This is a genomic window from Enterobacter sp. Ap-1006 (assembly GCF_011752835.1).
In the GTDB taxonomy this organism is placed as follows: domain Bacteria; phylum Pseudomonadota; class Gammaproteobacteria; order Enterobacterales; family Enterobacteriaceae; genus Cedecea.
Genome location: NZ_VWWU01000003.1, coordinates 621,413 through 642,745, shown reverse-complemented (window position 1 = coordinate 642,745; position 21,333 = coordinate 621,413). Strand labels below are relative to the sequence as shown.

Below are 21,333 nucleotides of genomic sequence, written 5' to 3'. Positions count from 1 at the left end.
TCATCCAGTTACACGCTTTTTGATAACATTTTTCTGTGAGTATGTATCGACATGACGATACCAAACCCGGCCATCAGCACGATTAGCGCCGACCCCCCGTAGCTGACGAGCGGCAGCGGTACGCCGACCACCGGTAAGATACCACTAACCATGCCAATATTTACAAATACATAGACGAACAGGATCAGCATCAGCCCGCCGGCCATTACGCGGCCAAAGGTGGTCTGTGCCCGAGCGGCAATAAACAGGCCGCGCATGATCAGCAGCAGATAGAGCGCCAGCAGCACCAGAATGCCGACTAAGCCTAGCTCTTCCGCAAGCACCGCGAAGATAAAGTCCGTATGACGTTCGGGCAAGAACTCTAGCTGCGACTGCGTGCCGTGTAGCCAGCCCTTACCGCGCAGGCCCCCCGAGCCGATGGCGATTTTGGACTGAATTATATGATAGCCCGCGCCGAGCGGATCGCTTTCTGGATCTAACAGCATCATCACGCGCGCGCGCTGGTAGTCATGCATCAGGAAGAACCACAGGATCGGCACGAAGGCGGCTACCAGCAGAACGGCAACCAGAATAAGTCGCCAGCTCATGCCGGAAAGGAACAGCACAAACAGGCCCGATGCGGCGACCAGAATGGAGGTGCCCAGGTCCGGCTGGGCGGCGACCAGCAGGGTCGGCATGAAGATCAGGACGAGCGCAATACCGGTATTTTTCAGCGTGGGCGGGCAAACGTCGCGGTTAATAAAGCGGGCAACCATTAGCGGAACGGCAATCTTGGCGATTTCCGAAGGCTGGAAACGCACGAAGCCCAGATCGAGCCAGCGCTGGGCCCCTTTTGAAATGGCCCCGAAGGCATCAACCGCCACCAGCAGAATAATACAGAAGATATAGAGATAGGGCGCCCAGCCTTCGTAGACGCGAGGCGGAATTTGCGCCATGACGACCATGATCACCAGCCCCATCAGAATCTGGCCGATTTTACGCTCCATCATGCCCATATCCTGGCCGCTGGCGCTCCATACCACCAGGGCGCTGAACACCAGCAGCGCGAGGATGGTCACCAGGAAGGTCGGGTCGAGGTGAACCTTATCCCAAATTGTTTTTTTATTAGGATTGTCAGTCATGCTTATTGATCCTCTGCGGCCGAGGCGGCCGGTGCTTCCGACGGCAGTACCGTGTTGTTATCCCCTAACATGACGTGGTCGAGGATCTGACGCATGATGGTCCCGACGGCCGGGCCTGCGCCGCCGTTCTCCAGAATCATGGTCACGGCGTACTGTGGATTGTCATACGGCGCAAATGCTGTCATCAGCTTGTGGTCACGTAGGCGTTCGGCAATTTTATGCGCGTTATACGTTTCGTTGGCTTTCAGGCCAAAGACCTGCGCAGTACCTGATTTTGCTGCCACTTTATAAGGCGCGTTCGCGAAGTATTTATGCGCAGTACCGTTAGGCCTGTTGGCTACGCCATACATCCCGTCTTTGGCAATTTCCCAATAGCCAGAGTGGATGTCGCCCACCGGCGCTTCAGTCGGCTGCTGCCAGGGAACCTGTTTACCGTTTTCGGTGGTGCTCATCAGCAGGTGCGGAACGCGAACGATGCCGTCGTTAATCAGGATCATCATCGCCTTGCTCATCTGGATTGGCGTGGCCGTCCAGTAACCCTGGCCGATACCGACCGGAATGGTGTCACCCTGATACCACGGTTTTTTAAAGCGCTTCAGCTTCCACTCGCGAGTCGGCATGTTGCCCGCGCGCTCTTCTGAAAGGTCGATGCCCGTCAGGTGACCGTAGCCAAACTTACTCATCCATTCGCCAATGCGGTCGATCCCCATGTCATAGGCGACCTGGTAGAAGAAGGTATCCGCCGATTCTTCCAGGGATTTTGTGACGTTCAGGCGGCCGTGGCCCCATTTTTTCCAGTCGCGGTAGCGTTTTTCCGATCCGGGCAGTTGCCACCAGCCGGGGTCAAACAGCGAGGTGTTGCGGGTGATCACTCCGGCGCTCAATGCAGAAACTGCCATATAAGGCTTCACGGTAGAGGCCGGTGGATACACGCCCTGAGTCGCGCGGTTAATTAACGGCGTGTTCGGGTCGTTTAGCAGGCCCGAGTAGTCTTTGCTGGAGATACCGTCGACGAACAGGTTCGGGTTATAGCTTGGCATAGAAACCAGCGCCAGAATGCCGCCGGTACGCGGATCGGTAACGACCACCGCAGCACGGCTGCCAGCGAGCAGGGTTTCGATGTAGGTTTGCAGCTTCAGATCGAGGGTCAGATAAATATCATGCCCGGCCTGAGGCGGCACTTCTTTAAGCTGGCGGATGACGCGGCCACGGTTGTTAACCTCAACCTCTTCGTAGCCCGTTTGCCCGTGCAGGACATCTTCGTAATAGCGCTCGATACCGAGCTTGCCGATGTCGTGGGTCGAGGCGTAGTTGGCCAGCTTGCCTTCTTTATCCAGGCGTTCAACGTCTTTGTCGTTGATTTTAGAAACGTAGCCAATGACGTGGGTTAGCGCGGAGCCATAAGGATAGAAGCGGCGTTTGTAGCCTTTCACTTCCACACCAGGGAAGCGGTACTGGTTTACGGCAAAGCGGGCAACCTGAACTTCCGTCAGGTTAGTTTTGACCGCAATGGAGGTGAAGCGGTGCGAGCGGGCACGCTCTTTCTTGAAATTCGCGATATCGTCATCGGTCAGGTCAACCACCGGGCGCAGCGCCTCCAGCGTATCCTGAACGTTATCGACTTTCTCCGGCATCATCTCGATTTGATAGATGGTGCGGTTCAGCGCCAGCGGGGTGCCGTTACGATCGTAAATAATGCCGCGGCTGGGCGGGATGGGCACCAGCTTGATCCGGTTTTCATTGGAGCGCGTCTGATAGTCGTTAAAGCGAACGATTTGCAGATTATAAAGGTTGGCGATCAGCACGCCGGTAAGCAGCAAAATGCCGATAAAAGCGACCAGCGCCCGGCGCACAAAGAGCGCAGACTCAGCAGTATAGTCGCGAAAAGAATTCTGTAATTTCATTCGCTGCTTAGTATTACCCGCTCAGGTTTACTCACGATGGTAAGGGTGGTTGGTGGTAATGCTCCACGCCCGATAGAGACTTTCCGCCACCAGCACTCTGACCAGCGGATGAGGCATGGTTAGCGTGGAGAGCGACCAGCTTTGCTCGGCTGCGGCCTTACAGGCTGGTGCTAATCCTTCGGGACCACCGATTAACAGGCTGACATCGCGGCCATCCTGCTTCCAGCGTTCGAGCTGCGTGGCAAGCTGGGGGGTATCCCACGGTTGACCGGGAATATCCAGCGTCACGATTCGATTACCTTTGCCCGCGGCGGCCAGCATCATTTCACCCTCTTTTTCGAGGATACGTTTGATATCGGCATTTTTGCCGCGTTTTCCAGCCGGAATTTCTACCAGCTCAAAAGGCATATCTTTCGGGAAGCGACGCAGGTATTCGGTAAAGCCTGTCTGTACCCAGTCAGGCATTTTGGTTCCAACGGCCACCAGTTGCAGCTTCACCCGTTAGCTCCAGAGTTTTTCCAGTTCGTACAGCTGGCGGCTCTCTTCCTGCATGACGTGAACGATAATTTCGCCCAGATCGACAACAACCCAGTCGGAAGCGTTGATGCCTTTCACGCCCATCGGCGACAGGCCAACTTCGCGAGAGGATTGCACAACGTGTTCAGCAATTGACATGACGTGGCGGTTAGATGTCCCGGTGCAGATAACCATGCAATCGGTGATGCTGGATTTGCCTTTAACATCAATTGCGATGATGTCCTGGGCTTTGAGGTCGTCGATTTTATCGACAATGAAATCCTGAAGTGCTTTACCCTGCAAGTGTTCCCCCTGAGAGAATGAGAGTGTTTGGTTTAGCCCGTAATAACCCTGGACCAGCAGGGCAGGCGGCTTTGGCTGAAAAATTGGCCGACCAGCGCGAATCGCGGGCTATCATCCCATTGCGCGCCGGAGTTTGCATTGCCATTTTTGTAAAACTATTTCAGAAAAGCCGGATTATGGGCAGGAAATTATGGCAGCGGAGCATAACAGCCTGAGAAGTGGTGTCAATGGCTGGCTTTCCCGGTAAATCATAATAGCGTAATCCAGTGCGCTTCACCGTTCTCCTCCCGTAATGTAGACGAGCCCCAACGCTTAGCGATAAAGCCCGTGCTGGAGAATAAAAGCCAGTACATCAGGCGGGAGCAGATCGTCGCAGGGCTGATTGCTCTCAAGCCGATGACGAATGGTGGTTGCGGAGATATCGTAGAGCGGCGTTTGGGCTAGAAAGACTTTCCCGGCGGGCTGCTGGTGCAGTGTTACGACAGAATCAGTGACGTTTTGCGCGAGCCACGTCTGCTGTTCGGGCGTTTCCATGGTTAGCGGATAGCCGGGCCGCTGGGTAACTAACAGGTGGCACAGCGTGAGCAGCGTTTCCCAACGGTGCCAGCGGTGCAGGCTGAGCAATGAGTCCTGACCAATAATAAAGGCCAGCGGCTGTTTTGGCCCCAGCTCGGCGCGAAGCTGCTCCAGCGTTTCCACGGTCCAGGACGGTGTCGTCCGGGTCAGCTCCCGATCATCCAGCGTGAAAAGCGGGTTGCCTGCTATTGCTAGCTCAATCATCTCTTTGCGCTGCGCGCTGCTCGCTTCCGGCTGTGGGCGATGCGGCGGCACGTTATTGGGCATGATGGTGACGCTTCTGAGTTTCACCAGCCGGGCCAGCGCTTCAACGGATTTCAAATGACCATAATGGATAGGATCAAAGGTGCCGCCGTACAGCGCTAACAAAGAGGAATCAGGCATCAATGAAGATTTCCGGTAAGGCTTTATGGCAGATCAGCAGAGAAAGGCCTTCGAGTTCGTCCCAGACTGACTGCCCGTAGTCCTGCTTCAGCGTCAGTTCGATACGCGTCAGTAAACGAACGGCCTGATAAAGCTGTTCCGAAGAAACGCGATTGAGCGCTTCAGTCACCAACTGGCGGCGGTTTTGCCACACGCGTTGCTGATCGAACAGCGTCCGTAAGGGCGTCGTTGCCGACTGACGTTTGAGATTGACCAGCTGCAGCAGTTCCCGCTGCAGGGTTCGCAGCAGAATGACCGGCTCGCTGGCTTCCAGACGAAGCTGCTGCAATATATGCAGCGCTCGTTTGCTCTTTCCGGCGAGCAGTGCATCTACCCAGTGAAAAGGCGTGAAATGGGCTGCATCGTTTACGGCTTGCTCAACGCGCGGTAGCGTCAATTTACCGTCTGTCCAGATGAGCGACAGCCTCTCTAATGCCTGAGAAAGCGCCAGCAAATTGCCCTCATAGCAGTAGCAGAGCAGCTGATTGGCAGCCTCGTCCAGCGTCAGATTCATCTGTTTTGCGCGCTGGGATACCCAGCGGGGCAGATTTGCCTGTTCTGGCGTCTGGCAGGTCACCAACACGGAGCGGTTTGCCAGTTGGGTAAACCAGGTGGCATTTTCCTGCGCTTTCGTCAGTTTGTTGCCGCGAACCAGTAACAGAATATCGTCGTGAAGCAGGCTAACCAGTGTTTCTAGCTGAGCGTTAATGGCGGCGTTGGGACCGTTTTCCGGCAGCAGTAAGAGCAGCGTCTGGCGGCTGGCAAACAGACTCAGAGCCTGGCAAATCGAAAACAGCGCCTGCCAGTCCGTGGAGGCTTCTATCTGAACGGCGTGATGTTCTTCAAAGCCGTTTTGCTGGGCGTGTTTGCGCACCGCATCCTGGCTTTCCTGTAATAAGAGAGGATCGTTACCTAAAAGCAGATACGCCGCGCGCAGCCCTTCATTGAGCTGCGCGTGGAGTTGTTCCGGATACACTCGGATCATTTGCTAACAGAGGTTGCCGGCAGAGTGGTGGACACCCGGCTTGCTGGTTCGGCTGGTTTCACTGCGCTAACGGGCTTTTCCTCGTCTTTTGTTGCTGCAAGGTCAGCCGCGTGAACTGCCATCAGTTTGCGGACCAGCTGTTGGGCAACATTGGTGTACATCTCTTTGATGATCAGATCCTGCTCGGCGTCTTTTGCCAGGGCGGTCAGTGGGTTATCAAAGAATGAACGGTATGTCTTCGCACTGATTGGATAAATATCGTGACCCGGGATCAGGACCTGAGCATTGACGGTCATTACCATCTGGTATTCCGCCGTCTGGCCGTTCTGGAACACTGAAGCTGTGTCCTGACCAAGACCGAAGCCACCCACGCGCAGGGATGGAATATCCTTGCGTACGCCAGTGCCGGTATCGTCAACAATCGTTACGCCGTTTAAGCGCAGCTGTTTACGAATTTCACGCGTTAGCGGGCCGTTAGGATCGCTAGAGTTGAGGACCAGCGTCTTCATCTCTGAAGGGACCTGCGTGTTACCACGCAGGTGAAAACCACATCCAGCGGTGACCAGCACCGCCAGGGTTACTAACAGGGTGATAAAGGGATGTCGCACGCTTCCTCCTGCGCTTAGCCCACAACCAGGTTGAGCAGTTTACCCGGAACGTAAATCACTTTACGTACGGTTACCCCCTCAAGATATTTCGCGACCAGATGTTCCTGACCGGCGCGCTCGCGCACTTGTTCTTCAGTGGCATCGGCAGGCACGGTGACTTTACCGCGTACTTTACCGTTCACCTGAACGACCACCAGGCGAGAGTCTTCGACCATTGCCTTTTCGTCAGCCTGCGGCCACGGTGCGTTATCCACATCACCTTCACCGCCCAGCGACTGCCACATATCGAAACAAACGTGCGGGGTGAACGGATACAGCATACGTACAACGGCCAGCAGCGCTTCGTTCAGCAGCGCACGATCCTGTTCGCCGTCCTGCGGTGCTTTTGCCAGTTTGTTCATCAGCTCCATGATGGCAGCGATGGCGGTGTTGAAGGTCTGACGGCGGCCGATATCGTCGGTCACTTTAGCAATGGTTTTATGCACATCGCGACGCAGGGCTTTTTGATCTTCGCCCAGGGCAGCAATGTCCAGCGCTGGCGCAGCACCACGGTTGGTGTGTTCGTAGACCAGTTTCCAGACGCGTTTCAGGAAGCGGTTGGCGCCTTCAACGCCGGATTCTTGCCACTCAAGCGTCATGTCTGCAGGTGAAGCAAACATCATAAACAGACGCACGGTATCCGCGCCGTAGCGTTCAACCATGACCTGTGGGTCGATGCCGTTGTTTTTCGACTTCGACATTTTGCTCATGCCAGCATAGACCAGTTCACGGCCTTCTGCGTCACGGGCTTTGACAATGCGGCCTTTATCATCGCGCTCAACGATAGCGTCGACTGGGGAAACCCAGTTACGCTCGCCGTTAACGCCGGTGTAATAGAAGGCGTCCGCCAGCACCATGCCCTGGCAAAGCAGCTGTTTGGCTGGTTCGTTGGAAGTCACCATGCCTGCATCGCGCATCAGCTTGTGGAAGAAGCGGAAGTAAAGCAGGTGCATGATGGCGTGTTCAATCCCGCCGATGTAGATATCCACCGGCAGCCAGTAGTTAGCGGCTTTGGAATCCAGCATGCCTTTGCCGTACTGAGGGCAGGTGTAGCGCGCGTAGTACCAGGAGGACTCCATAAAGGTGTCGAAGGTGTCGGTTTCACGCAGCGCAGGCATGCCGTTGACGGTGGTTTTCGCCCACTCAGGATCGGCTTTAATCGGGCTGGTGATGCCGTCCATGACCACGTCTTCCGGCAGAATAACCGGCAGCTGATCTTCCGGGGTTGGCATCACTGTGCCGTCTTCCAGGGTGACCATTGGGATTGGTGCACCCCAGTAACGCTGACGGGAAACGCCCCAGTCGCGCAGACGGAAGTTCACTTTACGCTCGCCCACGCCTTTAGCGGCCAGCTTATCGGCAATGGCGTTAAACGCCTGCTGGAAGTCCAGACCGTCGAACTCGCCAGAGTTAAACAACGCGCCTTTTTCGGTCATTGCGGAGACGGAAAGATCCGGCTCGCTGCCGTCGGCATTCAGAATTACCGGCTTGATTGGCAGGCTGTATTTTGTGGCGAATTCCCAGTCACGCTGATCGTGGCCTGGAACGGCCATTACGGCACCGGTGCCGTATTCCATCAGCACGAAGTTGGCCACCCAAACCGGAACGCTTTCGCCGGTCAGCGGATGAATGGCATTAATGCCGGTGGCGATGCCTTTCTTCTCCATGGTCGCCATGTCGGCTTCGGCCACTTTGGTGTTACGGCATTCTTCAATGAATTCGGCAAGGGTAGGGTTATTGACTGCAGCCTGCTGCGCCAGAGGGTGACCGGCGGCAACGGCCAGATAAGTCACACCCATAAAGGTATCAGGGCGGGTTGTATAAACAGTCAGCTTCTCGGCGCTGTTTTGTACGTCGAAGGTGATTTCCACGCCTTCGGAGCGGCCAATCCAGTTGCGCTGCATGGTTTTAACCTGATCAGGCCAGTGATTCAGCGTATCCAGGTCGTTCAGCAGTTCGTCGGCGTAGGCGGTGATTTTGATGAACCACTGCGGGATCTCTTTGCGCTCAACTTTGGTGTCGCAGCGCCAGCAGCAGCCGTCGATAACCTGCTCATTCGCCAGCACGGTCTGATCGTTCGGGCACCAGTTAACCGCGGAGGTTTTTTTGTAAACCAGACCTTTGTTGTACAGCTGAGTGAAGAACTGTTGTTCCCAGCGATAGTACTCAGGCGTACAGGTAGCCAGTTCACGGCTCCAGTCGTAACCGAAGCCCAGCGTTTTCAGCTGGTTCTTCATGTAATTGATGTTGTCGTAGGTCCACGGGGCTGGCGCGGTGTTGTTTTTTACCGCAGCGCCTTCAGCCGGCAGGCCGAATGCATCCCAGCCGATCGGCTGCAGGACGTTTTTACCCAGCATACGCTGGTAGCGTGCGATAACGTCGCCGATGGTGTAGTTACGGACGTGGCCCATATGTAGTCGGCCGGAAGGATAGGGCAACATGGAGAGGCAGTAGTATTTCTCTTTGCCTTCGTCTTCGGTCACTTCAAAAGTACGGTTCTCTTGCCAGTGTTGCTGGACATTGGATTCTATCTCTTCCGGGCGGTATTGCTCTTGCATGGCAGCCAGTAGTCCTGTGTATGAAAGACGGCTACGAAACGTAGCCTTTAATGAATTCGAGTTTAGATCGCCATAGCATAGCCGATTCGACAGCGGCAAAACAGCCTTTCAACGCCCTCAGTAACCATTTCACCGTTCCGTAACGCTTGCAGTTTTTTACCCAGGGTGTGGCTAATCTAACAAAGCGTTGCCGGATTAACGTCTACTATTAGAGTCAGTTACCACGCCGCAAACGCGGGAATCCTTCAAGGAGGCAGGCTAACGATGAACAAGGTTGCTCAATTTTATCGGGAACTGGTCGAATCGCTAAGTGAACGGCTACGCAAGGGTGAGCTCGATATTGATGCGTTGGTTGCCAGCGCCCGTAAGCAGATGAATGATACAGGCGAGCTGACCCGAACGGAGATAGAAGAGGTAACGCGTGCGGTGCGCCGTGACCTTGAAGAGTTTGCTCGTAGCTACGGGGAAAGTCAGGAAGAGTTCACCGACAGCGTTTTTATGCGGGTGATTAAAGAGAGTTTATGGCAGGAGCTGGCGGACATTACCGACAAAACGCAGCTTGAGTGGCGGGAAGTGTTTAAAGATCTCAGCCATCACGGGGTGTATCACAGCGGGGAAGTTGTTGGGTTAGGCAATCTGGTGTGTGAAAACTGTCATCATCACATTGCGATTTACACCCCTGATGTGCTGCCGGTTTGCCCGAAATGCGGCCATAATCAGTTTCATCGTCGGCCGTTTGAGCCTTAAAAAAAAGCCTTCCCGTTTGGGAAGGCCTTTTACCTGGATTAGGCAATTTGCTTAGTGCAGGATCTTCGCCAGGAAGTCTTTGGCACGTTCAGACTGAGGATTATTGAAGAAGTCGTCTTTGTTCGAGTCTTCGACAATTTTCCCCTCATCCATAAAGATCACGCGGTTAGCCACTTTGCGGGCAAAGCCCATTTCGTGGGTTACCACCATCATGGTCATGCCCTCGTTTGCCAACTCAACCATCACGTCCAGCACTTCGTTGATCATTTCCGGATCTAGCGCGGAGGTTGGTTCGTCAAACAGCATTGCAATCGGATCCATGCACAGGGCGCGGGCAATCGCAACACGCTGCTGCTGGCCGCCGGAGAGCTGCGCCGGATATTTATCGGCGTGTGCGGCCAGCCCTACGCGCTCAAGTAATTTTAACCCTTTAGCGCGGGAAGCTGCTTTATCACGTTTCAGCACTTTGACCTGGGCAAGCGTCAGGTTTTCGATAATCGACAGGTGAGGGAACAGCTCGAAGTGCTGGAACACCATGCCAACGTGGGAGCGGAGCTGCGCCAGATTGGTTTTCTTGTCGTTCACCTGGGTGCCGTTCACCAGAATTTCGCCTTTCTGTACGGGCTCAAGGCCGTTGACGGTTTTAATCAGCGTGGATTTGCCAGAACCAGAAGGCCCGCACACGACGACAACTTCGCCTTTCTTCACTTCGGTGGAGCACTCGGTCAGCACCTGAAAGTGACCATACCATTTAGAAACATTTTTCAGGGTAATCATTACACAGTCCTTTTCTTCAAGTAGCTGACCAACAGCGATGCACTGAGGCTAATCACAAAATAGACCAGGCCGGCAAACAGGATCATCTCGACCTGTGTACCGTCACGCTCGCCAATGGTGGAGGCGGTGCGGAAGAAGTCTGCCAGGCTTAAAACGTACACCAGCGAGGTATCCTGGAACAAAACGATGCCCTGGGTTAACAGCAGCGGCACCATCGCGCGGAAGGCCTGCGGCAGAATGATGAGTTTCATCGACTGCCAGTGGGTCATGCCCAGCGCCAGGGCGGCATTTGACTGCCCTCTGGAAATACTCTGAATACCGGCGCGAATGATTTCCGAATAGTAGGCGGCTTCAAACATGGAGAAGGCGACCATCGCGGAAATCAAGCGGATATCGGTTTTTGGCGACAGGCCAAGCACCGACTGCAGGAAGCCAGGCACCACCAGATAGAACCACAGCAGTACCATCACCAGCGGCACGGAGCGGAAAACGTTCACGTAAGCGGTAGCAAACCACGCGATCGGCTTGAAGCTCGACAGGCGCATGACGGCCAGCAGCGTGCCCCAGACAATACCGATCACCACCGCGGTAACGGTGATTTTGAGCGTAATGACCAGCCCCTGCATTAAGTAAGGCAGGGCAGGTAGAATAGAACTCCAGTCAAGACTGAGCATTATTTGCCCCCCATATTGCCAGGCAGGCGAATTTTACGTTCTACCACATACATCACGCCCATGATGACGGCGTTGATCAGTACATAGGCAAGGGTAATCGCCGTAAAGGATTCATAGGCGTGTGCCGAGTAATCCAGCAGCTTGCCAGCCTGCGCCGCCATATCCACCAGACCAATGGTTGAAGCGATGGCCGAGTTCTTCACCAGGTTCATCATTTCGGAGGTCATCGGTGGCACAATAACGCGATAGGCATTAGGCAACAGCACGTAGCGATAGGCCTGAGGCAGCGTCAGTCCCATTGCCAGAGCCGCGTTCTTCTGGCCGCGAGGCAGGGATTGAATGGCGGCTCGTACCTGTTCACAAACGCGAGCGGCGGTAAACAGTCCGAGGCAAATCATTGACGAGAGGAAGAACTGAATATTGGGATCCAGCTCGGACTTAAACCACATGCCAATGTTTTCCGGCAGCAGTTCAGGCACCACCAGATACCAGGTAAAGAATTGGACGATCAGGGGAACGTTGCGAAAGAGTTCAACGTAGAGCGTACCTAGCCCGGACAGGAATTTGTTAGGGACCGTACGCAAAATACCAAACAGAGACCCCACCAGAAAAGCAATGATCCATGCGGTTATTGACAGGGCGACGGTGACCTGGAAGCCATTCCAAATCCAGCCCAGATAGGTAGTGTTGCCGAACGGGGCGGGCTGTAAAAAGATTCCCCAGTTCCAGTCTATAGACATAACTTACTCCGAGATAAAAAAAGAGGGTAGCGCAGGCTACCCTCGAAGATTGATGAGAAGCCGGTGCCCTGAAGCAGATCTTTGTCTGCGTTTTTGAGCACCTTCACGCTGGTGGGGGAACGACCCACCAACGCATAGTCTGTCCTGGCTTCAGTTCGTCAATCGGGAGGGCGGATTTTTCCGGCCCCTGTGTTTCTAATTAGTTGAGAGCTTTGTCGTTTGGTTCCTTGAACAGCGCTTTCATTTCGTCAGAAAGGTCGAAGTTCATGTTGAGGTTTTTCGGTGGAATCGGCTGTTTAAACCATTTATCGAACCATTTCGCGGCTTCACCTGAGGTTTGTGCCTGCGCGATGGTGGTATCCATCAGCTTTTTAAACTCTGGGTCATCTTTACGCAGCATACAGCCGTAAGCTTCCTGGGACTGTGGCTTGCCGACGATCTCCCAGTTATCCGGCTGTTTAGCTTTCGCACGTTCCCCGGCCAGCAGGGCATCATCCATCATAAAGGCAACCGCACGGCCGCTTTCCAGGGTACGGAAGGAGTCACCGTGGTCTTTGGCGCTGATAATACGCATGCCCATTTTCTGCTCGTCGTTCAGCTTGTTGAGCAGGATTTCGGAAGTGGTGCCAGAGGTCACAACAACGGTTTTCCCTTTCAGGTCAGGGAAGTCTTTAATTGGGCCGCCTTTTTTCACCAGCAAACGGGTGCCGACAACGAAGATGGTGTCGGAGAATGCGGCTTGTTTTTGACGTTCTACGTTGTTGGTGGTGGAACCACATTCAAAATCGAAAGTGCCGTTTTGCAGCAGCGGAATACGGTTTTGAGAGGTGATAGGAATGAGTTTTACCTGCAGATCAGGCTTATTCAGCTGCTTTTTCACCGCTTCTACGATGGCATTAGAGTAGTCCTGAGAGTAGCCAACCACTTTTTGCTGATTGTCGTAGTAAGAGAAAGGTACAGATGATTCACGGTGGCCGACCACGATAACGCCGTTGGCTTTGATTTTATCCAGCGTTGACTGCTGAGGCGTCGCGTCTTCTGCATGAACCATTGTGGCGCTCATGCCCATCACCAGCATTGCCGTGGCCAGTTTACGTAGTTGCATATCCAACTCCTTAATCTTAGTGCCAGAGGAGGCACCGGTATCCGATGTGAGTGTTGTGTTTTGTTGTTTTTTCATGCTGCTAAAAGCGTCATGCAATGCCCTTTTGTTAGCATCTAACCTAGCTGAATGTAAAGAAATTGCTAATAAGATGTTTATTTTTGCGAAGCGCGCCGCACCATTTAAAGGCAAAGATATGCCAGTGCACTATAACGGTGCTTGCGATGTCGCCTTTTGGTGCATGCATTTTTCACTGCCCGATACAGCCAGGCCACAGGGCGTCTTTGCGCCAGCTATTTGATTTCAACTGTTTATATCTAGCAAAGCTTGTGCCAGAAATGAAAAAGGCCAACAAATTTGCCGGCCTCTATGAGCGAGAAGGGTGTGCTACTTTTTGCTGCGGTTACGCAGGCTTATCACCAGTGCGGTGAAACCGAATAAAGCGGTCACCATCCACATCGGCCAGAAGCCGAAGCGTGCATAAGGCGTTAAACCTGTGGTTGGCGTGACTTTCGCTTCCAGCACTTCGCGAGTGAACTGCGGGATGATGTTAGTGATCTCACCTTCGGCGTTGACCACGGCAGTTACGCCGTTGTTAGTGCTGCGCAGCAAAGGCCGCCCCAGTTCCAGCGAGCGCATACGCGCCATTTGCAGGTGCTGCCATGGGCCGATGGATTTACCGAACCAGGCATCGTTGGAGATAGTCAGCAGGAAGTCAGTGTCTGGCCGGAAATTGTCCCGAACTTGTTCACCCAGGATAATTTCGTAGCAGATTGCCGCCGTCAGCTTGACGCCGTTAGAGAGCAATTGCGGCTGAACATAGGGCCCACGGCTGAACGATGACATGGGCAGATCGAAGAACGGGGCCAGTGGGCGCAGAATCGATTCAAGCGGCACAAACTCACCGAATGGCACAAGGTGGTTTTTGTTGTAGCGGTTACTGCTGGTGTAGCTGTAAGGGCTACCTTCACCGAGCGTGATAATGGTGTTGTAGGTATCGTACCGGTTTTGCTTATTCAGACGCGCGTCGACGATACCGGTAATTAATGAGCTGTGTTTTGCCCGCAGCAGGTCATTCATCATGGCAAGGAACTGCTGCTGATTAATTTCCAGATCGGAGATAGCCGATTCCGGCCAGATGATAAGCTTGGCTTTGCCCATCTCCGGCTCTGTTTTATCCAGATAAATTTTCAGCGTGTCCAGCAGCTGGCTTTCATTCCACTTCAGAGACTGGGGAATGTTGCCTTGTACCATCGCTACGTCAACGGAACGCTCTGGCAGAGGCTGGAACCATTGAATGTTGCGCAGCGGCCAGGGTAATAACAGTAAAGCCGCAGAAACCACTGCAGGAGCCCATTTCCGCGCCTGCAGGGCGTACACCAGAAGGCCACTGATAATCATCAGTAGGAAGGTAATGGTGTCGACGCCAAAAATCGGCGCGATGCCTTTTAGTGGGCCATCGATCTGGCTGTAGCCAAACTGCAGCCAGGGGAAGCCGGTCAGCACCCAGCCGCGCAGGAATTCGGTAATTTGCCAGACGACCGGGGCGGCAATAGCTACGCGCCACCACGTTGTTTTTGGCCACAGCTTGCTGAGAATACCAGCGAACAAACCTGTGTAGAGCGACAAATAAGCGGCCAGCAGAACCACAAGGAACACGTTCACCGGGCCCGGCATACCGCCAAACTGTGCGATGCTGACATAGACCCAGTTGACCCCGCTGCCGAACAGCCCAAGCCCCCAGAAGAAGCCAATCGCGGCGCTTTGTACCGGGCGACGGTTAAGCGTCAGGCCCTGCAAGCCAGCAAGAGAAACAATAGCTGCAGGCCAGAAATCATAAGGGGAAAAAGCCAGCGTTCCGCAGGCCCCAAAGAAAAGCGCCAGCAGCAGGCGAATGCGCTGGCGTTGAAGAAGTTGAGCTATAGCCATAGCTGAGTTATTCGTCCAGTTTTGGTTGCGGCGAGTCGTCCGGAATTCTGACATGAACCTGAATAATACGACGGCTATCGGCCATGGCGACTTTGAACTGGTAACCATCTATTTCAATGGTTTCGCCACGGGCTGGCAGGTGCCCAAAGGCTTGCATCACCAGACCACCGATGGTGTCGACTTCTTCATCGCTAAAGTGCGTGTCGAAGGTTTCGTTGAAGTCTTCAATAGAGGCGAGGGCGCGCACCGTCCACGTATGGCGGCTCAGCTGACGGAAATCGCCGTCTTCCTCGTCGTCGTACTCATCTTCGATTTCCCCGACAATCAGTTCGAGAATATCTTCGATCGTCACGAGACCTGAAACGCCGCCAAATTCATCAATGACAATCGCCATATGATAGCGCTGCTGACGAAACTCTTTCAGCATGCGGTCAACCCGCTTGCTTTCAGGCACGACAACCACCTGACGTAACACTTTTTCCATGCTGAAAGGCTCAGAGTCGCTGCGCATGAACGGCAGCAGATCTTTCGCCATCAGAATCCCTTCGATGTGATCTTTGTCTTCGCTTATCACCGGGAAACGGGAGTGAGCGGAATCGATAATGACATCGAGGCACTCGTCCAGCGTCTGGTTGTGTTTGAGCGTCACCATCTGCGAACGCGGGATCATGATATCGCGGACGCGCTGGTCGGCGATATCCATCACCCCTTCGAGCATGTCGCGGGTGTCCTGGTCTATCAGAGAGTTTTGCTCAGAATCACGAATAAGCGTCAGCAGATCGTCACGGTTTTTCGGTTCACCGTGAAACAGCTGGTTGAGAATGAGGGAGAAGAATCCCTTTTTGGCTTCCGGCGTGTCACTATTCTGTGAATTGTCGTCGCTCATGGCGTTAGGTTTTAGGCCTCATATAAATCAAATACTAACAGGCAGCCTGATGGTGCACTGCCTGCGCGTGACGGCGGCAAAGGGAAAGCCCTGAGCCGACTACTCTTTCTCGGCAATGTACGGATCGGCATACCCAAGAGCAAGCATTATCTCTGTTTCCAGCGCTTCCATCTCTTCGGCTTCATCGTCTTCGATGTGGTCGTAACCGAGCAGATGCAGGCTGCCGTGTACAACCATATGCGCCCAGTGGGCTTCCAGCGGCTTCTCTTGTTCTTTGGCTTCCTGCTCAACCACCTGACGGCAGATGATCAGATCGCCTAGCAGCGGAAGCTCGATCCCTGGCGGGGCTTCAAACGGAAAAGAAAGCACGTTGGTGGACTTATCTTTCCCGCGATAGGTCAGGTTCAGGTCGTGGCTTTCGGCTTCGTCTACCAGACGAACGGTGACCTCGGACTCTGGCTGAAACTGAGGAATAACCGCATCCAGCCAGCGCTGAATTTGTGCTTCATCCGGCAGGCCGCTTTCTGCTTCGCAGGCAACCTGTAAATCTAAAATAACCTGACTCATTTGCTCTCCTGAGCGGTAGCCTGCAGGGCAAGGGCTTCACGTTTACGCTCGGCGGCAAGCTCGTCTTTGCGTTTTTGATCGGCAGCTTCCCAGGCTTCATAGGCGTTAACAATGCGGGCCACAACCGGGTGGCGTACCACGTCTTCGCTGTTAAGGAAGTTGAAGCTGATTTCATCCACCTCGGACAGGACGTCGATAGCATGACGTAAGCCGGACTTGAGGTTACGTGGCAGGTCTATCTGCGTCACATCGCCGGTAATCACCGCCTTGGAGTTGAAGCCTATACGGGTCAGGAACATTTTCATCTGTTCGGTGGTGGTGTTCTGACTTTCATCGAGAATGACAAAGGCATCGTTCAGGGTACGGCCACGCATGTAGGCGAGCGGGGCCACTTCGATAACGTTGCGCTCAATCAGCTTTTCGACTTTCTCGAAGCCCAGCATTTCAAACAGCGCGTCGTACAGCGGGCGCAGGTACGGGTCAACCTTCTGGCTTAAATCGCCGGGCAAGAAGCCCAGTTTTTCACCCGCTTCAACCGCCGGGCGGGTCAGCAGAATGCGGCGGATCTCCTGGCGCTCCAGCGCATCAACCGCGGCGGCAACGGCAAGATAGGTTTTCCCTGTCCCTGCCGGACCAATGCCGAATGTGATGTCGTGGTCGAGAATGTTCGCGATGTACTGCGCCTGATTAGGCGTACGCGGCTTAATGACGCCACGCTTAGTTTTAATATGGATAGCTTTACCGTAATCCGGCACGCTGTCGGCCGTTTGCTCCAGCACCCGGCTTTCTTTAATAGCCAGATGGATTTGTTCCGGATCGATATCCTGGCTTTGGCCGCGCATTGGCGCGGTGTCTACGTACAGATGTCGCAGAATATCCGCCGCGGCGTCAACGGAAAGCTCACGACCGGTGAGCCTGAAGTGATTGTCACGGCGGTTGATTTCAATCCCCAGTCGGCGTTCCAGCTGTTTGATGTTGTCATCAAAAGGGCCGCACAGACTAAGCAGACGGGCGTTATCCGCCGGTTCCAGCGTTAATTCACGTGTTTCGATATTCAAACTTATCCTCTGGGTCACTCGGGGCCAGTTAGAGTAAACGGTCTCGCGTAGCCGAAAATACGGTTCGGCTACAGGGAAATTATTTATCCCGCAGCGTGATGGCGCAAGCGTCACAATTGATATTTGGGTTATGCCTTCAGAATGCAAGTGCAAACAATGAGACAGCCCGCTGGGACGCGGAATTAGCGTTCCGGCAGGCCGTGGAGAGAATTAAGGCTGGTAAGTCCCAACGCCAATGTCATTCTCTTTGCGGGTACGAGCAATAACGGAAGCCGGGGTTTCAGCAATACGCAGGCCCATTTCGCTTTCTGTGCGCACCAGCTTCGCGCGCAGGGAGTTAGTCAGGACTTCGGTGATTTCGACATCCACGAATTTCCCTACCATATCCGGCGTCCCTTCGAAGTTCACCACACGGTTATTTTCGGTACGGCCGGACAGCTGCATAATGCTTTTACGCGAAGTCCCTTCCACCAGAATACGCTGCACCGTACCCAGCATTTTACGGCTCCATTCCATAACCTGCTGGTTAATACGATCCTGCAGGATATAAAGGCGCTGTTTTTTCTCTTCTTCCGGCACGTCATCAACCAGGTCGGCCGCCGGGGTGCCCGGACGAGCGGAGAAAATAAAGCTAAAGCTGGTGTCAAAGTTGACGTCAGCAATCAGCTTCATGGTTTGCTCGAAGTCCTGGCTGGTTTCGCCTGGGAAGCCGACGATAAAGTCTGAGCTGATCTGGATGTCCGGGCGCGCAGCGCGCAGCTTGCGGATAGTCGATTTATACTCCAGCGCGGTATGCGTGCGGCCCATCATATTCAGCACACGGTCGGCGCCGCTTTGAATCGGCAGGTGCAGGAAACTCACCAGCTCCGGCGTGTCGCGGTACACTTCGATAATGTCATCGGTAAATTCAATCGGGTGGCTGGTGGTGAAGCGAATGCGGTCGATACCGTCAATCGCGGCAACCAGACGCAGGAGTTCGGCAAACGAGCAGATGCCGCCGTCGTAAGCCGCGCCGCGGTATGCGTTAACGTTTTGACCCAGCAGGTTAACTTCACGCACACCCTGTTCCGCCAGTTGAGCGATTTCAAACAGAATATCGTCGCAAGGGCGGCTCACTTCTTCGCCACGGGTATAAGGCACCACGCAATAGGTGCAATATTTGTTGCAGCCTTCCATGATGGAGACGTAGGCGGTCGGGCCGTCGGCCTTTGGCTCCGGCAGGCGGTCAAATTTTTCGATTTCCGGGAAGCTGACGTCCACCACCGGGCTGCGGGTGCCGCGAACCTGGTTGATCATTTCAGGCAGGCGGTGCAGGGTTTGTGGCCCAAAGACGATATCTACATAGTGCGCCCGCTGGCGAATTTTTTTTCCTTCCTGAGAGGCAACGCAGCCGCCGACGCCAATGATCACGTCCGGGCGTTTGGCTTTGATATGCTTCCAGCGCCCCAGCAGGTGAAACACCTTTTCCTGGGCTTTTTCGCGAATAGAACAAGTGTTCAGCAGCAGAACGTCCGCTTCATTCGCGTTATCGGTCAGCGTAAAGCCGTGGGTGCTGTCCAGCAGGTCGGCCATCTTCGATGAATCGTATTCGTTCATCTGACAGCCCCAGGTTTTTATATGGAGTTTTTTTGTCATCGACTTGCCATTGCTCAAGGTGAAGTCAGGAATTAAGCCGGATAGTGTAATGCTTTGCTATGGATGTGACCAGCCTGGGAAAAGCCAGTAGAATCAGCAAAGATGAATGAAGGAAAGAGACTTATGGTAAATCAACCAATTGAAGTAGCCGTTGTTGGCGGCGGTATGGTCGGCGCGGCGGCAGCGCTGGGGCTGGCACAGCACGGTTTCCGTGTGGCGGTGATTGAACATCATGCCCCTGAGGCTTTTGTTCCTGGTAGCCAGCCTGATGTCCGCATTTCGGCCATCAGCAGCGCATCGGTTGGCCTGCTCAAGTCTCTTGGCGTCTGGGACAGCGTTTTAGCGATGCGCGCACATCCTTATCGCCGGCTGGAAACCTGGGAATGGGAGAGCGCACACGTTAGCTTTAATGCCGAAGAACTGGGTTTACCCGAGCTGGGCTTCATGGTCGAGAATAACGTGCTGCAGCGTGTGCTTTGGCAAGCGCTTGAGGCGCATCCGAATATCTCTTTACGTTGCCCGGCGAAGCTGCGGCAAATTCATCGGCAGGATAAGGGTTGGGCGCTCGAGTTTGATGACGGCGCTTCACCCAATGCTGAAATGGTGATTGGCGCGGATGGCGCGAATTCCCAGGTCAGAAAATGGGCGGGGATTGGCGTACATGCCTGGCAGTATCGCCAGGCCTGTATGCTGATTACCGTTAAATGCGAGTTTGAGCCGGGGGATAGTACCTGGCAGCATTTCACGCCGACAGGGCCGCACGCTTTCCTGCCGCTGTTCGATAACTGGGCCTCTCTGGTTTGGTATGACACCCCGGCACGTATTCGGCAGCTGCAGGGAATGAACATGCCCCAGCTGCAAAAAGCGATTACGGCCGCTTTCCCTCAGCGACTCGGGGCGGTTACGCCGGTTGCCAGTGGGGCATTTCCGCTGACTCGTCGACACGCTTTGCAGTACGTCCAGCCAGGGCTGGCACTGATAGGGGACGCAGCGCATACGATTCATCCTTTGGCCGGGCAGGGCGTTAATCTGGGATATCGTGACGTGGATGCTTTGCTTGATGTCCTGATCGGTGCCCGTAGCCATGCGGAAGCCTGGGCGAGCGAGGCTATCCTGAAACGTTATCAGAGGCGCCGTCAGGCGGATAACTTCCTGATGCAGAGTGGAATGGATCTGTTCTATGCGGGATTCAGCAATAACCTGGGGCCGCTGCGCGTGGTGCGAAATATTGGGCTGATGGCGGCGGAAAGATCCGTTGGACTGAAGCGTAAAGCGCTGAAATACGCCCTGGGATTATAATGAAGACGAGCAGGGCGGTTTCCCGCTCTGCTCATGCTGACTAAATGCCAGATAGCAAAAAGCCCGCTTGCGCGGGCTTTTCATTGTGTGGCTGGGGTACGAGGATTCGAACCTCGGAATGCTGGTATCAGAAACCAGAGCCTTACCGCTTGGCGATACCCCAACAGGGTGCGCTCACAGAGTGAACGACTTTTGAAATTGGCTGGGGTACGAGGATTCGAACCTCGGAATGCTGGTATCAGAAACCAGAGCCTTACCGCTTGGCGATACCCCAACAATTTTTTGGATTTATCGAAGTTAATCAATAATTCCTTTATATGGTGGCTACGACGGGATTCGAACCTGTGACCCCATCATTATGAGTGATGTGCTCTAACCAGCTGAGCTACGTAGCCAAACTCTATCATATTTTTCGATGGCTGGGGTACCTGGATTCGAACCAGGGAATGCCGGTATCAAAAACCGGTGCCTTACCGCTTGGCGATACCCCAATAACCGTTGCGGTGAACCGCATGTATCGAAAAATAATGGCTGGGGTACCTGGATTCGAACCAGGGAATGCCGGTATCAAAAACCGGTGCCTTACCGCTTGGCGATACCCCATCCGTGCAACGCGAGAGATAAATGGTGCGGGAGGCGAGACTTGAACTCGCACACCTTGCGGCGCCAGAACCTAAATCTGGTGCGTCTACCAATTTCGCCACTCCCGCATAAAAAAGATGGTGGCTACGACGGGATTCGAACCTGTGACCCCATCATTATGAGTGATGTGCTCTAACCAGCTGAGCTACGTAGCCATCTTTTTACGCGCTACCTTATCGGCGTTGCGGGGCGCATTATGCTGAGTTGACTCTACAGCGTCAACTAGTTTTTTCCCGAAAACCCG

The 21,333-nt window shown here is 54.2% G+C and carries 20 protein-coding genes and 7 tRNA genes; 3 read left to right on the top strand and 24 right to left on the bottom strand.

Annotated features, from left to right (window positions below; translation table 11 throughout):
* Positions 1-8: 8 nt before the first annotated feature.
* The 8 genes from mrdB to leuS form a co-directional block, all read right to left on the bottom strand.
* A complete protein-coding gene (mrdB, locus tag F3J28_RS11275) occupies positions 9-1,121 on the bottom strand; it encodes a peptidoglycan glycosyltransferase MrdB (protein ID WP_008456051.1) in 1,113 nt (370 codons plus the stop codon).
* 2 nt (positions 1,122-1,123) lie between these two features.
* Positions 1,124-3,025 (bottom strand): peptidoglycan DD-transpeptidase MrdA, encoded by a 1,902-nt coding sequence (mrdA, locus tag F3J28_RS11270; RefSeq protein WP_039291156.1) that lies wholly within the window; start codon positions 3,023-3,025, stop codon positions 1,124-1,126.
* Positions 3,026-3,052: 27 nt separating this feature from the next.
* Entirely contained in the window at positions 3,053-3,523 is a 471-nt protein-coding gene (gene rlmH, locus F3J28_RS11265) for a 23S rRNA (pseudouridine(1915)-N(3))-methyltransferase RlmH (protein WP_008456055.1), read from the bottom strand.
* Between the two features lie 3 nt (positions 3,524-3,526).
* Positions 3,527-3,844 (bottom strand): ribosome silencing factor, encoded by a 318-nt coding sequence (gene rsfS, locus F3J28_RS11260; protein ID WP_008456058.1) that lies wholly within the window; start codon positions 3,842-3,844, stop codon positions 3,527-3,529.
* Between the two features lie 312 nt (positions 3,845-4,156).
* Positions 4,157-4,804 carry a nicotinate-nucleotide adenylyltransferase gene (nadD, locus tag F3J28_RS11255; protein ID WP_166875857.1) on the bottom strand — a complete coding sequence of 216 codons (648 nt, stop codon included), beginning with the start codon at positions 4,802-4,804 and terminating at the stop codon, positions 4,157-4,159.
* Positions 4,797-5,828, bottom strand: a complete 1,032-nt coding sequence (gene holA, locus F3J28_RS11250) for a DNA polymerase III subunit delta (protein WP_166875854.1) — start codon at positions 5,826-5,828, stop codon at positions 4,797-4,799. The genes nadD and holA overlap by 8 nt, the downstream gene beginning before the upstream one ends.
* A complete protein-coding gene (lptE, locus tag F3J28_RS11245) occupies positions 5,825-6,436 on the bottom strand; it encodes an LPS assembly lipoprotein LptE (RefSeq protein WP_166875851.1) in 612 nt (203 codons plus the stop codon). Before lptE ends, holA begins: the two co-directional genes overlap by 4 nt.
* A gap of 14 nt (positions 6,437-6,450) precedes the next feature.
* The gene (leuS, locus tag F3J28_RS11240; RefSeq protein ID WP_166875848.1) at positions 6,451-9,033 is read right to left on the bottom strand and encodes a leucine--tRNA ligase; all 2,583 of its coding nucleotides are present in this window, start codon (positions 9,031-9,033) and stop codon (positions 6,451-6,453) included.
* A 264-nt stretch (positions 9,034-9,297) separates the two neighbouring features.
* Between leuS and F3J28_RS11235 the strand changes: the two genes are divergently transcribed.
* The gene (locus F3J28_RS11235) at positions 9,298-9,780 is read left to right on the top strand and encodes a zinc ribbon-containing protein (protein WP_166875846.1); all 483 of its coding nucleotides are present in this window, start codon (positions 9,298-9,300) and stop codon (positions 9,778-9,780) included.
* Between the two features lie 51 nt (positions 9,781-9,831).
* Here F3J28_RS11235 and F3J28_RS11230 read toward each other — a convergent pair whose 3' ends face one another.
* The 4 genes from F3J28_RS11230 to F3J28_RS11215 form a co-directional block, all read right to left on the bottom strand.
* On the bottom strand, positions 9,832-10,557 hold the full coding sequence (locus F3J28_RS11230) for an amino acid ABC transporter ATP-binding protein (protein ID WP_008456069.1): 726 nt from the start codon (positions 10,555-10,557) through the stop codon (positions 9,832-9,834).
* A complete protein-coding gene (gene gltK, locus F3J28_RS11225; RefSeq protein WP_166875843.1) occupies positions 10,557-11,231 on the bottom strand; it encodes a glutamate/aspartate ABC transporter permease GltK in 675 nt (224 codons plus the stop codon). The genes F3J28_RS11230 and gltK overlap by 1 nt, the downstream gene beginning before the upstream one ends.
* Positions 11,231-11,971, bottom strand: a complete 741-nt coding sequence (locus tag F3J28_RS11220) for an amino acid ABC transporter permease (protein ID WP_008456073.1) — start codon at positions 11,969-11,971, stop codon at positions 11,231-11,233. Before F3J28_RS11220 ends, gltK begins: the two co-directional genes overlap by 1 nt.
* A gap of 199 nt (positions 11,972-12,170) precedes the next feature.
* Positions 12,171-13,076, bottom strand: coding sequence for an amino acid ABC transporter substrate-binding protein (locus F3J28_RS11215; RefSeq protein WP_039301102.1), 906 nt, complete (start codon positions 13,074-13,076; stop codon positions 12,171-12,173).
* Between the two features lie 46 nt (positions 13,077-13,122).
* On the opposite strand from F3J28_RS11215, the gene F3J28_RS11210 reads away from it, so the two are divergent.
* Positions 13,123-13,374 (top strand): hypothetical protein, encoded by a 252-nt coding sequence (locus F3J28_RS11210; protein ID WP_166866189.1) that lies wholly within the window; start codon positions 13,123-13,125, stop codon positions 13,372-13,374.
* 86 nt (positions 13,375-13,460) lie between these two features.
* Here F3J28_RS11210 and lnt read toward each other — a convergent pair whose 3' ends face one another.
* The 5 genes from lnt to miaB form a co-directional block, all read right to left on the bottom strand.
* On the bottom strand, positions 13,461-15,002 hold the full coding sequence (gene lnt, locus F3J28_RS11205; protein ID WP_166875841.1) for an apolipoprotein N-acyltransferase: 1,542 nt from the start codon (positions 15,000-15,002) through the stop codon (positions 13,461-13,463).
* Positions 15,003-15,009: 7 nt separating this feature from the next.
* The gene (gene corC / locus F3J28_RS11200) at positions 15,010-15,888 is read right to left on the bottom strand and encodes a CNNM family magnesium/cobalt transport protein CorC (RefSeq protein ID WP_008456079.1); all 879 of its coding nucleotides are present in this window, start codon (positions 15,886-15,888) and stop codon (positions 15,010-15,012) included.
* A gap of 99 nt (positions 15,889-15,987) precedes the next feature.
* Complete coding sequence (gene ybeY, locus F3J28_RS11195) at positions 15,988-16,455, bottom strand: rRNA maturation RNase YbeY (protein ID WP_008456081.1); 468 nt, start codon at positions 16,453-16,455, stop codon at positions 15,988-15,990.
* Complete coding sequence (locus tag F3J28_RS11190) at positions 16,452-17,513, bottom strand: PhoH family protein (protein ID WP_166875838.1); 1,062 nt, start codon at positions 17,511-17,513, stop codon at positions 16,452-16,454. The genes ybeY and F3J28_RS11190 overlap by 4 nt, the downstream gene beginning before the upstream one ends.
* A 210-nt stretch (positions 17,514-17,723) precedes the next feature.
* Positions 17,724-19,148, bottom strand: coding sequence for a tRNA (N6-isopentenyl adenosine(37)-C2)-methylthiotransferase MiaB (gene miaB / locus F3J28_RS11185; RefSeq protein ID WP_008456083.1), 1,425 nt, complete (start codon positions 19,146-19,148; stop codon positions 17,724-17,726).
* 123 nt (positions 19,149-19,271) lie between these two features.
* On the opposite strand from miaB, the gene ubiF reads away from it, so the two are divergent.
* Positions 19,272-20,447 (top strand): 3-demethoxyubiquinol 3-hydroxylase, encoded by a 1,176-nt coding sequence (gene ubiF, locus F3J28_RS11180; protein ID WP_166875835.1) that lies wholly within the window; start codon positions 19,272-19,274, stop codon positions 20,445-20,447.
* An 88-nt stretch (positions 20,448-20,535) separates the two neighbouring features.
* On the opposite strand, the gene F3J28_RS11175 is transcribed toward ubiF, so the two are convergent.
* The 7 genes from F3J28_RS11175 to F3J28_RS11145 all read right to left on the bottom strand — a co-directional run bounded on the left by F3J28_RS11175 (position 20,536) and on the right by F3J28_RS11145 (position 21,244).
* Positions 20,536-20,610, bottom strand: a tRNA-Gln gene (locus F3J28_RS11175).
* Positions 20,611-20,646: 36 nt separating this feature from the next.
* Positions 20,647-20,721: transfer RNA gene (locus F3J28_RS11170), tRNA-Gln, on the bottom strand.
* A gap of 44 nt (positions 20,722-20,765) precedes the next feature.
* Positions 20,766-20,842: transfer RNA gene (locus F3J28_RS11165), tRNA-Met, on the bottom strand.
* A 21-nt stretch (positions 20,843-20,863) separates the two neighbouring features.
* Positions 20,864-20,938 (bottom strand) — tRNA-Gln (locus F3J28_RS11160).
* A gap of 37 nt (positions 20,939-20,975) precedes the next feature.
* Positions 20,976-21,050, bottom strand: a tRNA-Gln gene (locus F3J28_RS11155).
* A 22-nt stretch (positions 21,051-21,072) separates the two neighbouring features.
* Positions 21,073-21,157: transfer RNA gene (locus F3J28_RS11150), tRNA-Leu, on the bottom strand.
* 10 nt (positions 21,158-21,167) lie between these two features.
* Positions 21,168-21,244 (bottom strand) — tRNA-Met (locus F3J28_RS11145).
* Positions 21,245-21,333 lie beyond the last annotated feature (89 nt).